The sequence below is a fragment of the Oricola thermophila genome (genome assembly GCF_013358405.1).
GTDB lineage: Bacteria > Pseudomonadota > Alphaproteobacteria > Rhizobiales > Rhizobiaceae > Oricola > Oricola thermophila.
Genome location: NZ_CP054836.1, coordinates 308,329 through 322,628, shown reverse-complemented (window position 1 = coordinate 322,628; position 14,300 = coordinate 308,329). Strand labels below are relative to the sequence as shown.

Sequence of the window (14,300 nt, the reverse complement as noted above, 5' to 3'; positions counted from 1 at the left end):
ACGATCCGTGGCGCCGCGAATGCCTCGCGGCGGGATCGGGCCGCACCCGCGGCCCGGAAACGAAGATGGGAGATGTCACCATGAAGAAACTTCTCGTAGCCGTCGCCGCGCTCGCGGCAGCCACCGGCCTGGCCATGGCCGCCGAGTTCGCCGAGGTCGACGCCGACGCGTCCGGCACGGTTTCGATGGACGAGGCCATGGCGGCGATGCCGGAGCTGACCGAGGACGCCTTCGCGGCCGCCGATGCCGACGGCTCGGGCGACCTGTCCCCCGAGGAATTCGCCGCGCTCGCCGGCTGACCGCGGCTCCGGCCCGCCATCGAGGGTGCGCCCCGCGACGGGGCGCACCTTGTAAATATTTTACAAGTTTACCGCCAGCCGCGCCGCTCCGTCACATTTCGACACGATTTTCCGGCCGGAAATGCGCGAAATTCGTGACATTCCGCCCTCTCTCTCGCATTGCAGCATTACCGATTTTTACAAGACGACAGAGAGGAACCGACATGTCATACACGCAGGACATCGAGCAGGCGCGCGAACTCATCGACGGCCATGGCGGCAAATGGAACGCCATCGACGCCGAGGCGGTCGCCCGCATGAAGGCGATGAACCGGTTCAGGACCGGCCTCGACATCGCCCGCTACACCGCGAAGATCATGCGCGAGGACATGGCCGCCTATGACCGCGATCCGGCCAACTACACCCAGTCGCTGGGCTGCTGGCACGGCTTCATCGGCCAGCAGAAGATGATCTCCATCAAGAAGCATTTCGGCACCACCAAGGGCCGCTACCTCTATCTCTCCGGCTGGATGGTCGCCGCGCTGCGTTCCGAGTTCGGCCCGCTGCCGGACCAGTCGATGCACGAGAAGACCGCAGTCCCGGCGCTGATCGAGGAGCTCTACACCTTCCTGCGCCAGGCCGATGCGCGCGAGCTGAACCTGCTGTTCCGCGAGCTGGATGCCGCCCGCGAGGCCGGCGACGCCAACCGCGAGCGCGAGATCCGGCACAGGATCGACAACCACGAGACCCACATCGTGCCGATCATCGCCGACATCGACGCCGGTTTCGGCAATGCCGAGGCGACCTACCTCCTGGCCAAGAAGATGATCGAGGCGGGCGCCTGCGCCCTGCAGATCGAGAACCAGGTCTCCGACGAGAAGCAGTGCGGCCACCAGGACGGCAAGGTCACCGTCCCGCACGAGGAATTCCTCGCCAAGGTCCGCGCCTGCCGCTACGCCTTCCTCGAGCTCGGCGTCGAGGACGGCATCATCGTCACCCGCACCGACTCGCTGGGTGCCGGCCTGACCAAGCAGATCGCCTATTCCAGGGAGCCGGGCGATCTCGGCGACCAGTACAATTCCTTCCTCGACTGCGACGAGGTCACGCCGGAGGAGATCGGCCCGAACGATGTCGTCATCAGCCGCGACGGCAAGCTGCTGCGTCCTAAGCGCCTGCCCTCCAACCTGTTCCAGTTCCGCCCGGGCACCGGCGAGGACCGCTGCGTCCTCGACTCGATCACCTCGCTGCAGAACGGCGCGGACCTGATCTGGATCGAGACCGAGAAGCCGCATATCGGGCAGATCGGCGGCATGATGAAGCGCATCCGCGAGGTCGTGCCGGACGCCAAGCTGGTCTACAACAACTCGCCGTCCTTCAACTGGACCCTGAACTTCCGCCAACAGGTCTACGATGCCTGGAAGGAGGAGGGCCGCGACGTCTCCGCCTATGACCGCGAGACGCTGATGAGCGCCGCCTATGACGGTTCCGAGCTGGCGGCCGAGGCCGACGAGCGCATCCGCACCTTCCAGCGCGACGCCTCCCGCGAGGCCGGCATCTTCCACCACCTCATCACCCTGCCGACCTACCACACGGCGGCGCTGTCGACCGACAACCTGGCCCGGGAGTATTTCGGCGAGGAGGGCATGCTGGGCTACGTGAAGAACGTCCAGCGCGCCGAGATCCGGCAGGGCATCGCCTGCGTCAGGCACCAGAACATGGCCGGCACCGACATCGGCGACGACCACAAGGAGTATTTCGCCGGCGAGGCCGCGTTGAAGGCGGGCGGCGCGGCCAACACGATGAACCAGTTCGCCGCCTGACCCGGCGAACCTTCGGGAGGAGGGAGAGGCGGGCCCCGGCCCGCCTCTTTCCGTTGCGCTACTGGCCGCGCACCGCGTCTTCCTCGCGCGGCGCGATCACCGTCAGCGCCCCCGGCGCGATGCGCACCGTCACAGAGCCCGGCATCCTGGCCAGTTCTCCGTCGATCGCCGCCTTGATCGGCCCGTCCCGTGTCAGCCGCAGCGTCGTCGCGGTAAAGGCCTCGACGTCCCTCGTGTCCATCCATCCGCCGGTCGACATCCGCGCAGCGATCGCCGCCAGTTCCGCGGGGTTCAGCGTATGGACGATATAGACGCCCAGCACCCCGCCATCGACCCTGTCGGCATAGGGCAGATGCCCCTCCCCGAACGGGTTGTTGGAAATCGCCAGCGCGGCGGCCGCGACCGCGCGCTCGCCGTCGCCGTCATCGAGCCACACGCGCACGCGCGGCGGCCTGAGCAGGACCCGCCACAGCGACCGCATTGTAGCGACCACCTTGCCGAGCCGGGCGCCGAACGCCTCCCGGTCGCGCAACTCGACCACTTCCGGATGCAGCCCGAGCGAGAACTCGTGGATGAACGGCCTGTCATTGGCGAAGGCGATGTCGGCCGCCATCGGTCGCCCGGCAGCCAGTGCGGCGACCGCCGCCGGAAGGTCGAGCGGGATGCCGAGCGATCGGGCGAACAGGTTCATGTTGCCGCCGGGCAGAACCGCGAGCGCCTTTCCGGTTCCCTGCATCAGGCCCGCGGCCATCGAGATCGTTCCGTCGCCGCCGCCGGCGATCACCGCATCGGTCTTTTCGTCGTCCCTCGCGGCCTGCAGCGCCGCCTTGATCTCCCTGCCCGCAACGAAGCTTGTCGAGATCGAATGGTCGCGCGCAGCGAAACCGTCGCGCAGGCAACCGGCGATCCGGTCGCGCGAAATGCCTTTCATCGTCGAGGCATCCTGATTGATGACGGCGGCAAACCGCATGAACTGCATTGCTCCGCTGTTGTCCGGTCGCGGCGTCGGCCGCCCCGGGATTTCCGGCTCCCGCACAAGGACAGTAGGCCCCGGAATTGCGTCGGGAAATGGTGCGCTGACAGATACAGTTGTCAAAGAAATTCGCTACGCGGTGCAACCGATTGTATACTCTGACCTTCTGGCATGCGCATGATGTACCGTCGCCGCGGCGGTATGGCGATTTCGGGAGGGGCAAAACGTGTTTCGTGTACTGGTGGCGCCCGATTTCAAGATAACAGAGTCGGATCCCGACTTTCCTCCCGCACTCCTCGAAACGCTGAAATCCGCGCGCGCCGCAACGGATTCCAACTACGTGTCGTTCTGGGCCGAACTGGGCAACCCGGATTTTCTCTCCCGACTGATCGTGTCGACCTACCCGGCTCCATGGCTGAGACGCTACGCGGAGAAGAACTACGCGAGCATTGACCCCCTCATCACGGCGGGCCTGCATTCCGTGGAGCCTGTCATTTTCGAACTGGCAAATCCGGAAACACCCGAACTGGCCGACTTCGCGGCCGATGCCCTGATGCACGAGATCGGAGCATTCACGATCGGGCTTCCTGTCAGGATCGGCGGCAACATCCGCGCGATCACGATCTTCTCCACCGACATGGACCTCACCGCGGAAACGGACGCGTCCACCACAACCATGGCCAGATTTCACGAACAGGCGGATATCGTCTCGATCGCCGTGACCGAGCGGTTCATGAAGACGAACATACCTCACCACACGCTGACGGAGCGTGAAATCGAGGTCCTGTACTGGGGCTCCTGCGGCAAGACCGACCAGCAGACGGCCGACCTCCTGGGGTTGTCGCGCTGGACGGTTGTCGCCCATGTCCAGAGCGCCAAGGCGAAGCTCGGCGTCAGCAACAAGGCCGCGGCTATCGCCAGCGCCCTGCGACTGAGCCTGTTCACCAGGTTCGACCACGGATTGTAGGCTGTCCATCGGTGAAGCCGCTCCGGAAGCCTCCGCGCCAGTGATCATTGCCGCGCCGCTTGCCCGGCGTATCGAAAAACAAGCGTCGCAAGATCGGCCTCACCCCTCGGCCGAAGCGAGCTCAGGGCGCCTGGATCGCCTTCCTGTACAGATGCCATGTCGCGTGGCCGAGGACGGGCAACACCACCACAAGCCCCACGAATAACGGTACCGACGCGGCGATCACGGCAAGCGTGACGAAGATGCCCCAGGAGATCATCGGTGCCGGGCTGGCCAGCACGGTTTTCACGCTGGTGATCATCGCGGTGACGAAATCCGCTTCCCTGTCCAGCAGCAGCGGAATCGAGATGACCGTGACAGAGAACAGCACCAGGGCCAGCGCGCCACCGACCACGTGGCCGACGGCGAGAAAGATCCAGCCCTGCGGTGTCGTGAAGACGATCTCGATGAAGCGGTCGAACGTGGAGAATGACATGCGCGATAGGATCAGAGCCACCAGCAGTCGGACCTGGTACATCCACACCCAGAAGACAAACAGCATGACAAAAGCCATCCATCCCAGTTCGCGCTGCCTCTGCAGCCAGATCACGCCCAGGACGCCTCGCCAGTCGAGCGGCCTGCCCGCCCCGATCCGCCGACTGACCTCGTAGAGCCCCACGGCGACGAACGGGCCGATCAGGGGAAAGCCGATGGCGACGGGGTAGATCATCCAGGGAATCTTCCAGATTGTCAGCGACAGGGCGATGATGATGCCGCCCGCCGCATACACGCCGCCGAAGAACAGACCGTATTGGGGAGCACGCGCGAAATCCGACAGTCCCGCACGCAACACTTCAGCCAGATCACCGAAGGCTATCCGGTTTACCTGCGGCATCGCCGGCGATCTTGCGACCGCACCATCTGATTTCCTTTTCGCTGTCATCTCTCCTCCTCCTTCGCCTGACAGTGCGATCGGCGATGCCGGCGCACATTGACGTCGGTCAATTTGTCGCGTCGGCTTCCCGCGTGGCCAAAGCCCGTCCATTGATAGTATGCAAATATCCGCTAAGGTTCGTTCGATGAGCAAGTATCCGACCACGGAGAATACCGATACGCAGTCCGGCAGGAAGGGGCCGGCCGTCTTGATCGGCGCCATCGTTGCCGCGACGGGCCTCGTCGGCTTCTCCGCCTGGTTTGCAAACGCCGAAAACCTGTTCTGGTCGCTGTTGCAGGCCGGTCTGGCCTGGTGTCTCTAGAAACCGCATGCCGCGCCAATATGACCGGCTGAAATCCTGAACCGAATTCGCTACTGGACTCCCGGAACGACAAGGGGATTTGATGAACATGCGCGCGCTATTCGCAGCACTTATCGTTGTCCTGGGCGTCGCAGGCGCCTGGCTCGGCTACGAGATTTACCGGCAACAGGAGAGTACGTCGGAAGAGCCGTACGGCGTCGCCTTCAACCTGATAGATCACAACGGGCAGCCGATCACGGAAGACGCGTTTCGCGGTCATCCGACTGCAATCTTCTTCGGCTTCACCCACTGCCCCGAGATATGCCCGACCACGCTCTACGAGATGAACGGGTGGTTCGAGGCGCTCGGCGATGAAGGCAAGAACATAAAAGCCTATTTCATTACCATCGACCCGGAACGCGACACGCCGGAGTTTCTCCGCGATTACATAACGGGTGTAACGGACCGCGTGGTCGGCATAACCGGCGAACCGGATGCCGTGCGTGCCATGGCCCGTGGCTTCAACATCTATTTCAAGCGCATCGATACCGAAGACGGTGACTATACCATGGATCACACTGCATCGGTTATCCTGCTGGACAGCCATGGCCGGTTCCGCAAGACCATCGCCTATGGCGAGGACACCGAAAGCGCGATCAGTAAACTGCGCGATCTCGCCGGAACCTGACGGCCTGTCGCGCTCTGGGCCTTGCCCGGCATGCCGTAAAGGCAATATGACCGGCGAGGCGACATAGGTTCGAGGCGGCTGGCAACGAAAGGCGAGTTCGGCAATGGAAGATATTGCGGTCAAACTGGCCTTCATCGGTGCAGCCGGCATCTTGGCACAATGGCTCGCCTGGCGGCTGCGCCTGCCGGCAATCGTGCTTCTGCTCGCGGCTGGTTTCCTGGCCGGCCCCGTTACCGGTTTCCTTGTGCCGGCGGAGGATTTCGGCAAGGTCTACCAGCCGGCGGTCGGACTGGCAGTCGCGATCATCCTCTTCGAGGGCGGCCTGACCCTGAACTTTCATGAAATCCGCGAAACGTCGAAGGCGGTTCGCCGCATCGTGCTGGTCGGCGGACCGCTGACCTGGTTCGGAACTGCGCTTGCCGGACACTTCGTGGGCGGCTTCGAATGGCCCGTAGCGATCATCCTCGGCGCCATACTGGTCGTGACCGGACCGACAGTCATCATGCCGCTTCTGCGCACTGCCCGGCTGAAATCCCGTCCCGGCTCGCTTCTGCGCTGGGAGGCAATCGTCAACGATCCCATCGGCGCCCTTTTCGCGGTTATCTCGTTCGAGATATTCATGGTCTTCCATGGCGATCATCACGCCGAAGGTGTCGCTGTCGCTATCCTGCTCGGCTTCGCTTTTGCGATCGGTGCCGGCCTTGCAGCCGCCCAGCTCCTGATCTGGGCCTTCATACGCGGTCATGTGCCGGAGTTTCTCAAGGCTCCGGTTCTGGTCGCCGCCGTGCTTGCCGTCTTTGCCGTGTCGAACGTGTTTCTGGAGGAATCCGGGCTGTTGGCAGTGACGATCATGGGAATCCGCATGGCGAATTCGCGCATGGCATCGCTCGGCGAATTGCGGCGGTTCAAGGAAACGATAACGGTCCTGCTGGTTTCAGGCCTGTTCATACTCCTGACGGCAGCTCTGGAATGGCCGGTCATCCGCAGCCTGGACTGGCGAGCGGCCGGTTTCGTCTTCGCTCTTCTCTTCGTCATCCGACCGGTGGCAATCGCTCTGGCGACCATTGGCACCGGCCTTTCCTGGCAGGAGCGGGTTCTCACCGCCTGGATCGCGCCGCGCGGCATCGTCGCCGTCGCTGTCGCGAGCCTGTTCGGCGGGCTGCTCGGCAAATGGGGTACGGATGACGGTCAGCGAATGGTCGCCTTCACTTTCGCCGTCGTCGTTTCAACGATATTGCTGCACGGGTTCACGCTTTCGCCACTGGCGCGCATTCTCGGCCTGCGCACGACCGGCAAACCGGGTATCCTGATTGTAGGCGGTTCGCGATGGGCGGCAGCGCTGGCCGCCAAGCTGAAGGAGATGGAGGTACCGGTCACCATCGCGGATGCCAACTGGAATCATCTTGTCGACGCGCGCCAGGCCGGGCTTGATACCCACTACGGAGATCCGCTGTCGGAACACGCCCATCACCACCTGAACATAGAACGGTTCAATGCGTTGATTGCCGCCACCGACAACGATGCCTACAACGCGCTGGTGTGCACCGATTTTGGTCCCGAGCTTGGACGAAACAATGTCTACGAAATCGGTGGGCAGCGCGAGCAGTCCGACCGGCAGGCCATGCACTTCACCATTGGCGGCCGGCAACTGTTCAAGCCCGGACTCGATTTCCGCGAACTGCGCGAACGCCGCTCTTCGGGCTGGACTTTCCAGTCCACCCGCCTGACGGAAGAATTCGGCCGCGAGGCCTATATTGCAAGCCGCGACCCGGAAGCTCGGACCATCCTTTGGCGCAAGCCGGATGGCAAGCTGGTCTTCGAGACCGCATCCGGCGGCGCAAAGATACAGGAAGGCGACATCGTCCTGAGCTTTGCACCGCCGCGCCAGGCGGATACCCCCGAAGGCCGCAAGAGAAAGCGGGCGGAAGCCAACGGCAAGGACGAAAGCTGAAATGCCACAAACACGTCTTCATTTGTCAGCCACGAAGCTTGAGGCGGAACGCATCTTCGAACTGCTTGAACGAGAGTTCGAAGACGACGGCTTCGCGCTGGCAAACATGGAAATCGACGAGGACGCGGATATCTACGAGATCTCCGTCTATGCCGACGGAGAGGAGGAAGCCGTTGCCGCAGTCGAGGCGCGCATAGTGGATCGCCTCGGTTCGGACGGTTTCGGCCTGCCGGTTTCGCGCGAGATTCTGCCGGATATAGATTGGGTTGCCAAATCCCTCGAGGGATTGAAACCCGTTCGCGCCGGGCGTTTCCTGGTGCATGGAAGCCATGACCGCGACGCTGTCCGTGCGAATGACATTGCAATCGAGATCGAGGCCGGGCAGGCCTTCGGCACCGGGCACCACGGCACGACTTCCGGTTGCCTGATAATGTTGGAACAGCTTGTCCGCACCCGGCGACCGGCCCGGGTACTGGATCTCGGTACGGGAAGCGGCGTGCTCGCAATTGCCGTCGCGAAACTGGCCCACTGCCCGGTCCTGGCGACCGACATCGATCCGGTTGCCACGCGGGTGGCCCGCGCCAATGCACGGCTTAACGGCGTCTCCGGCGGAATTCGCTTCGAAACGGCAGCGGGTTTTGCCGACCGCGCCTTCATCGAGGAAGGCCCGTTCGACCTGATCGTTGCCAACATCCTTGCCCGGCCGCTGATGCGCATGGCACCGGACATAACAGCCAGCCTGTCACCGAACGGACGGGTGATTCTGTCCGGAATTCTGGCAAGCCAGCGCCAGATGGTTCTGGCCGGTTTTCGCACCACAGGGCTGTATCATCGCCGCACCATTTGGCGCGACGAGTGGGTGACATTGCACCTGGAGCCATGAACGCGTAAGGGCGGCCAAGTGGACCGCCCTTCAATCCGATGGAACCGTGAGCGGCTCAGAACGGATAGAATGCCGTGGGGCGCCGCCGCAGTTCCGAGCGATCGTAGCCGTAGGCCTTCAGCGTGTCATCGTCGAGCATCAAGAGTGCGCCATTCACATAGGACGAGGCCTGGCGTGCACGAGCGTTGACCATTGCGTCGAAGGCATTGTGAATCATGCCTTTTTTCGATTTTACGGTCATTGGGATTCTCCTGGGACATCGCCGGCTTCCTGCCGACGTTTTCAATATGAGACCGCTTCGGTCATTTGACTACGCCCAAAGTCGCAGTGCAGCCATGCATATTTCGCATATGCGAAATCACATGCTGCGACGCAGCACCCAACCCGAAGGAAATCCGATTGATCCTCGGCCCCCGAGCGCCTAACGTCCGCCGGCGATCAAGTTCAGGGTCTGCCATGTATCAGCAATTTTCCGAAAAGAGCGATCCCGCTGCCGGCAAGGCGCGCGTCGCTGCACTGCGTGCCCGCATGCGCGAGGAAGGTCTCGACTGTTTTCTCGTACCCCACGCAGATGAACACCAGAACGAGTATTTGCCCGAACGAGCGGAACGCCTTGCCTGGCTGACGGGATTCACCGGATCGGCCGGTGCCGCGATCATCCTTCACGACGCAGCGCATGTCTTCACCGACGGTCGATATACGCTACAGGTCCGCGCCCAGACCGATCCGGAAGTTTTCACGCCACAGGACATGATCGCCACACCGCCGTACAAGTGGTTGGCGGACCGTGTCCAGGCAGGCATGCGTATCGGCTTCGATCCATGGCTGCACACCGTGGACGACGCACGCAAACTCGCCGAGGCCTGCGAAGCCAGGCAAGCAGAACTCGTCGCCGTTGATCGGAACCTTGTCGATGCCATCCGCAACGACGTGCCGGCGCCACCGCTGGAACCGGTTCATGTCCATCCCTTCGAATATGCTGGTGAAACGCCACGCGACAAGATCGGTCGCATTGCCGATGCCGTGAAGGAAAGGGAAGCCGACGCCGTCGTCCTGACGGATCCCGCGTCGATCTGCTGGCTGTTCAACATACGTGGCGCAGACGTCGTCCATACGCCGCTTGCATTGGCCTTTGCCATCGTCCCGGTTAAGGGCGATCCGACGCTGTTCATCGACAAGCGCAAGCTGCCGGTGCGCACCGAGGCCTACCTGACACAGCTTGCCGGATTGCGTCCTCCATCGGAGTTTGACGACGGCCTGCGGGAACTGGGCCGAAAAGGCGCGAAGGTGATGGTCGACCCGGCGCTTACCGCGCGCAGGATCGCCGACGAGCTGGAAGGTGCCGGCGCAACGCTCGTAGAGGCTGCAGATCCGGTACGGCTGCCCCGCGCGCAAAAGAACCCCTCCGAGCAACAGGGCGCGCGCAATGCCCAGCGCCGGGACGGAGCCGCGCTTGCCGCATTCCTGGCCTGGCTGGACGCGCAGGAACCGGGTTCGCTCGACGAGATCGCCATTGTGACCGCGCTGGAGGAATTCCGACGCCAGACCGGGAAACGGCTCGGCATGGAGCTTGCCGAGATTTCGTTCGACACGATCTGCGGCGCCGGCCCGAACGGCGCCATCGTGCATTACCGCGTAACGGAGAAGACGAACCGCAAGCTGGAAGCCGGCGAACTGCTGCTGGTGGACTCCGGTGCGCAATATCACGATGGAACGACTGACATCACCCGCGTCGTGCCCTGCGGTGATCCCACGGCTGAGCATCGCCGGCATTTCACGCTCGTTCTGAAGGGCATGATCGCGATATCCATGGCACGGTTTCCGGCTGGTACGCGGGGCGTGGACATCGACGTCCTGGCCCGCAATGCGCTATGGCAGGCCGGTCTCGATTATGCGCACGGCACGGGCCACGGCGTCGGCTCGTTTCTCGGTGTGCACGAAGGCCCGCAAAGCATCTCCAAACGCGGCATGCAGGAACTCCTGCCCGGCATGATCGTTTCCAACGAGCCGGGATACTACAAGGCCGGTTCGCACGGCATCCGCATCGAGAATCTCGTACTCGTCCGGCCGGCCGAGATTCCTGAGGGCGGCGAAATCGCGATGCATTCCTTCGAGACGTTGACACTGTGCCCGATCGACCGCCGGCTCGTGGATGTCACCTTGCTGAGCGATGCGGAGCTTGACTGGCTGAATGCCTATCATGCGCGCGTTCGCGACGAGATTTCGCCGCTGGTCGAAGACCGGAATGTCCTGGGCTGGCTGGAGGAAATGACCGCCCGGATCAGCCGATGACTGTGCGCAATGTCAGTATCGCGATCCAGCCCAGGCCGAACATGGCCATGAAAGGCAGGTAGAAGGCGGCCAGGAAACAGAGGATGATGGTCGCCGTCTCCGCCGGTCCGGTAAAAATAGCAGCCGGCGCGACCAGAGTGGTCAGGACTGCCGCGGGCACGGCATTGAGCGCGGCCTCTACGCGGGGATGGATCGACGTAAATCGCGACAATACCAGGTACCCTCCGATACGCGTCACATAGGTCGCGACCGCTCCGGCAAGTATGATCCACGATATGGTCGACAATTCCACGGCTATTCCCTCGCCTCTTTCGGTTGGGTTCCGATAGCTGCGGCCGATGCCACGCCGGCCAGTGCGCCGATCGAAACGTGCCAGGGTGATCCGACCACTGCATAGGCGCCGATCGAGGCCACGGCGCTGACCATGACCACCGGCAACCAGTTCGGCCGTTTGCGAAAGCCCATGACCAAGCCCAGGAAGTAGATCGGCAGCAGAAAATCGATGCCGTAGTCCGCCGGATTTTCCACCAGCTTGCCGAACGTGGCGCCAAGGAAACCTTCCGCCACCCAACTCAGATAGATCGGAATGGCAAGGCCCATGTACCAGGCAAAGCTTAGTGGCTTGCCATTCTCCGTTCGCTTTTCCGCCTCGGCGAATTGCGGATCGATAAGCAGAAAGAACCCGACATAGCGCTGAAATGCCGTCCAATGGCCGATTTTCCGGCCGATAACGGCCGAATAGAGAACATGCCTGAAATTGACGGCAAAGATGGAAAAGACAATCAGCCACGGTTCGATCTTGTCACCGAACAGGTCGATCCCGACCATCTGGCTGGCCCCGGCATAGACGGTTGCGCTCATCAGGACGGCTTCGCCGACGGTAAATCCGTTGTCCACGGCAATCGCCCCGAACAGCAGTCCGAACGGCCCTGCGGCGAGAATGACGGGCACCGCCGCCCTCAGGGCATCGCCAAAGTCCTGCTTGACTGACATATCTCGTCTCCCGGGCAGCTCGTATAGGTCAACATTATTGACGTGTCACGGCCGGAATTGTCACCGCGACAACTCCGCCCCAGGATGTCAGAGCGCCTCGACGCGCCGGAACCATTCGTCCTCGTCGATGACCTCGATGCCGAGTTCCTGCGCCTTGGCAAGTTTCGAGCCGGCGCCCGGCCCGGCCACCACAAGATCGGTCTTCTTCGACACGGAGCCTGCCGCCTTCGCGCCCAGTCTCTCCGCCATCGCCTTGGCCTCGTCGCGTGACATGCGTTCCAGGGAACCGGTGAAGACGATGGTCTTGCCGGAAAATTCGGTATCCGTCTGCGGCCTCTCAGCCTCCTCGACGGTCAGTTCCGCGATCAGCGCGTCGACCACATCGCGGTTGTGCGGCTCGGAGAAATAGCGCGCTATGGCATCGATCACGGCGTCTCCGATGTCCTCCAGCGCATCCATCTCCTCGCGCGCGGCCACGTCACCATCGGCAATCTTCAGCGCCGCCGCCTCGAATGACGCCCAGTCCCCATAGGCCCGCGCCAGCGTCTTCGCGGTCGTTTCGCCGACATGGCGAATACCGAGTGCATAGATCAATCGCTCCAGCGAGATGGTGCGACGCTCCTCTATGGCATCGAACAGCTTCTGTGCGGAAACCTCGCCATAGCCCTCGCGGTTCTTCAGCTTGGTCATGGCGCTTTCATCGCGCCGCGCCAGCGTGAAGATGTCGGCGGGCGTCCTGATCGCCAACCCGCCCTCGTCGTCGAAGAAGTACTCGATCTGCTTGTCCCCAAGCCCCTCGATGTCGAAGGCGCGCCGCGACACGAAATGCTTCAGGTGCTCCTTGCGCTGGAACGGACATGCGAATTCGCCCGAGCAGCGCCGCACCACGCTTTCCTCGCCGCTTGCGTTGGTTTCCCGGACGACCGGCGTCTTCAGTTCGCACGGGCACGTGGTGGGGAATTCGAAAGGCTTCGCGTCCGGCGGCCGCTTCTCCTCCACGAACCCGAGGATCTGCGGAATCACGTCACCGGCACGCTGCACGATCACCGTGTCCCCGATCATGACGCCGAGCCGCTCGATCTCCTCGGCATTGTGCAGTGTCGCGTTCTCCACCACCACGCCTCCGACCGTGACCGGCTCCAGCCGCGCCACCGGCGTGATCGCGCCCGTGCGGCCGACCTGGATGTCGATGGCGTTGAGCGTCGTCATCGCCTTTTCCGCCGGAAACTTGTGCGCGATCGCCCAGCGCGGCGAACGAGAGACGAAGCCCAGCCGTTCCTGCAGCTTCAGGTCGTCCACCTTGTAGACGACGCCGTCGATATCGTAGGCGAGTTCGCCGCGTTCCATCTCGATGCGGTGGTAGTGCTCGATCAGCTTCTCGACATTGTCGAACACCGCCATCAGGGGATTGGTCTGAAAGCCGTATTCCCGGAAGGCATCGACCATGCCCATCTGCGTATCCGCAGGCATGTCGGAAACCTCGCCCCATGCATAGGCGAAAAACTTCAGCGGGCGTTCGGCCGTTACCGAGGCGTCGAGCTGGCGCAGCGACCCTGCCGCCGTGTTGCGCGGATTGACATAGGTCTGCTTTCCCGCCGCTTCCCGCCGCTCGTTCAGCGCCGCGAAATCCTCCTTGGTCATGTAGACCTCGCCGCGCACTTCCAAGACCGCGGGTGGATTGCCTTTCAGCCTGTGCGGAATATCGGGAATCGTCCTCGCATTGGCGGTGACGTTCTCGCCCGTCGCTCCGTCGCCGCGCGTTGCCGCGTAAACGAGTTCGCCGTCTTCGTAGCGAAGGGACAGCGACAATCCGTCAATCTTGGGTTCCGCCGTGAGTCGGAGCGGCGCATCTTCGGCAAGTTTCAGGAAACGACGAAGCCGGGCAACGAAATCTCGCACGTCATCATCCGAGAACGCGTTATCGAGCGACAGCATCGGCACGCTGTGGCGAATCTTCTCGAATTTTTCCGAGACCGCGGCGCCGACCCTCTCACTCGGCGAATCGGGTCGCTTGAGGTGGGGGAACCGCTGCTCAATGGCCAGATTTCGCTGTTTCAGAGCATCGTACTGGGCATCCGAAATGATCGGCGCGTCCTCGCGATGATAACGCGCATCGTGTTCCGCAATCTCGGCAGCAAGCCGCTTGAGCTCGGCAGCAGCCTGTTCCTCGCTCAAAATGTCTACGGGTATCGGTTCGTTCTTCGCCATTGCGCCTGTCGCCTGATGATCACGCGGAACTTA

14 protein-coding genes are annotated in these 14,300 nt (G+C 62.8%); 8 read left to right on the top strand and 6 right to left on the bottom strand.

The features are described 5' to 3' along the window. Nucleotides 1–80 precede the first annotated feature (80 nt). The gene (locus HTY61_RS01460; protein ID WP_175275122.1) at nucleotides 81–299 is read left to right on the top strand and encodes a calmodulin; all 219 of its coding nucleotides are present in this window, start codon (nucleotides 81–83) and stop codon (nucleotides 297–299) included. A gap of 203 nt (nucleotides 300–502) precedes the next feature. Beyond that, nucleotides 503–2,098 (top strand): isocitrate lyase, encoded by a 1,596-nt coding sequence (locus HTY61_RS01455; RefSeq protein WP_175275121.1) that lies wholly within the window; start codon nucleotides 503–505, stop codon nucleotides 2,096–2,098. A 58-nt stretch (nucleotides 2,099–2,156) separates the two neighbouring features. Here the strand turns inward: HTY61_RS01455 and HTY61_RS01450 are convergent, their stop codons facing one another. After that, entirely contained in the window at nucleotides 2,157–3,077 is a 921-nt protein-coding gene (locus HTY61_RS01450; protein WP_210268618.1) for a diacylglycerol/lipid kinase family protein, read from the bottom strand. 220 nt (nucleotides 3,078–3,297) lie between these two features. Here HTY61_RS01450 and HTY61_RS01445 point away from each other — a divergent pair, with 220 nt between their 5' ends. Beyond that, a complete protein-coding gene (locus tag HTY61_RS01445) occupies nucleotides 3,298–4,038 on the top strand; it encodes a helix-turn-helix transcriptional regulator (protein WP_175275119.1) in 741 nt (246 codons plus the stop codon). A gap of 121 nt (nucleotides 4,039–4,159) precedes the next feature. Here HTY61_RS01445 and HTY61_RS01440 read toward each other — a convergent pair whose 3' ends face one another. After that, on the bottom strand, nucleotides 4,160–4,960 hold the full coding sequence (locus HTY61_RS01440) for a DUF2189 domain-containing protein (protein ID WP_175275118.1): 801 nt from the start codon (nucleotides 4,958–4,960) through the stop codon (nucleotides 4,160–4,162). A 136-nt stretch (nucleotides 4,961–5,096) separates the two neighbouring features. Between HTY61_RS01440 and HTY61_RS01435 the strand changes: the two genes are divergently transcribed. The 4 genes from HTY61_RS01435 (at nucleotide 5,097) to HTY61_RS01420 (ending at nucleotide 8,774) form a co-directional block, all read left to right on the top strand. Next, nucleotides 5,097–5,273 (top strand): hypothetical protein, encoded by a 177-nt coding sequence (locus HTY61_RS01435; RefSeq protein WP_175275117.1) that lies wholly within the window; start codon nucleotides 5,097–5,099, stop codon nucleotides 5,271–5,273. Between the two features lie 88 nt (nucleotides 5,274–5,361). Further along, complete coding sequence (locus HTY61_RS01430) at nucleotides 5,362–5,940, top strand: SCO family protein (protein ID WP_175275116.1); 579 nt, start codon at nucleotides 5,362–5,364, stop codon at nucleotides 5,938–5,940. Between the two features lie 103 nt (nucleotides 5,941–6,043). Next, on the top strand, nucleotides 6,044–7,891 hold the full coding sequence (locus tag HTY61_RS01425; RefSeq protein ID WP_175275115.1) for a cation:proton antiporter: 1,848 nt from the start codon (nucleotides 6,044–6,046) through the stop codon (nucleotides 7,889–7,891). A 1-nt stretch (nucleotide 7,892) separates the two neighbouring features. Continuing rightward, nucleotides 7,893–8,774 (top strand): 50S ribosomal protein L11 methyltransferase, encoded by an 882-nt coding sequence (locus HTY61_RS01420; protein ID WP_175275114.1) that lies wholly within the window; start codon nucleotides 7,893–7,895, stop codon nucleotides 8,772–8,774. Nucleotides 8,775–8,829: 55 nt separating this feature from the next. Here HTY61_RS01420 and HTY61_RS01415 read toward each other — a convergent pair whose 3' ends face one another. After that, a complete protein-coding gene (locus HTY61_RS01415; protein WP_175275113.1) occupies nucleotides 8,830–9,015 on the bottom strand; it encodes a hypothetical protein in 186 nt (61 codons plus the stop codon). A gap of 215 nt (nucleotides 9,016–9,230) precedes the next feature. Between HTY61_RS01415 and HTY61_RS01410 the strand changes: the two genes are divergently transcribed. Further along, on the top strand, nucleotides 9,231–11,066 hold the full coding sequence (locus HTY61_RS01410) for an aminopeptidase P family protein (protein ID WP_175275112.1): 1,836 nt from the start codon (nucleotides 9,231–9,233) through the stop codon (nucleotides 11,064–11,066). Here the strand turns inward: HTY61_RS01410 and HTY61_RS01405 are convergent. The 3 genes from HTY61_RS01405 to ligA form a co-directional block, all read right to left on the bottom strand. Next, nucleotides 11,056–11,352, bottom strand: a complete 297-nt coding sequence (locus HTY61_RS01405) for an AzlD family protein (protein WP_175278367.1) — start codon at nucleotides 11,350–11,352, stop codon at nucleotides 11,056–11,058. The two genes, HTY61_RS01410 and HTY61_RS01405, sit on opposite strands and share 11 nt — an antisense overlap. A gap of 8 nt (nucleotides 11,353–11,360) precedes the next feature. Next, on the bottom strand, nucleotides 11,361–12,059 hold the full coding sequence (locus HTY61_RS01400; RefSeq protein WP_175275111.1) for an AzlC family ABC transporter permease: 699 nt from the start codon (nucleotides 12,057–12,059) through the stop codon (nucleotides 11,361–11,363). Between the two features lie 87 nt (nucleotides 12,060–12,146). Continuing rightward, nucleotides 12,147–14,267, bottom strand: coding sequence for an NAD-dependent DNA ligase LigA (ligA, locus tag HTY61_RS01395; protein WP_175275110.1), 2,121 nt, complete (start codon nucleotides 14,265–14,267; stop codon nucleotides 12,147–12,149). Nucleotides 14,268–14,300 lie beyond the last annotated feature (33 nt).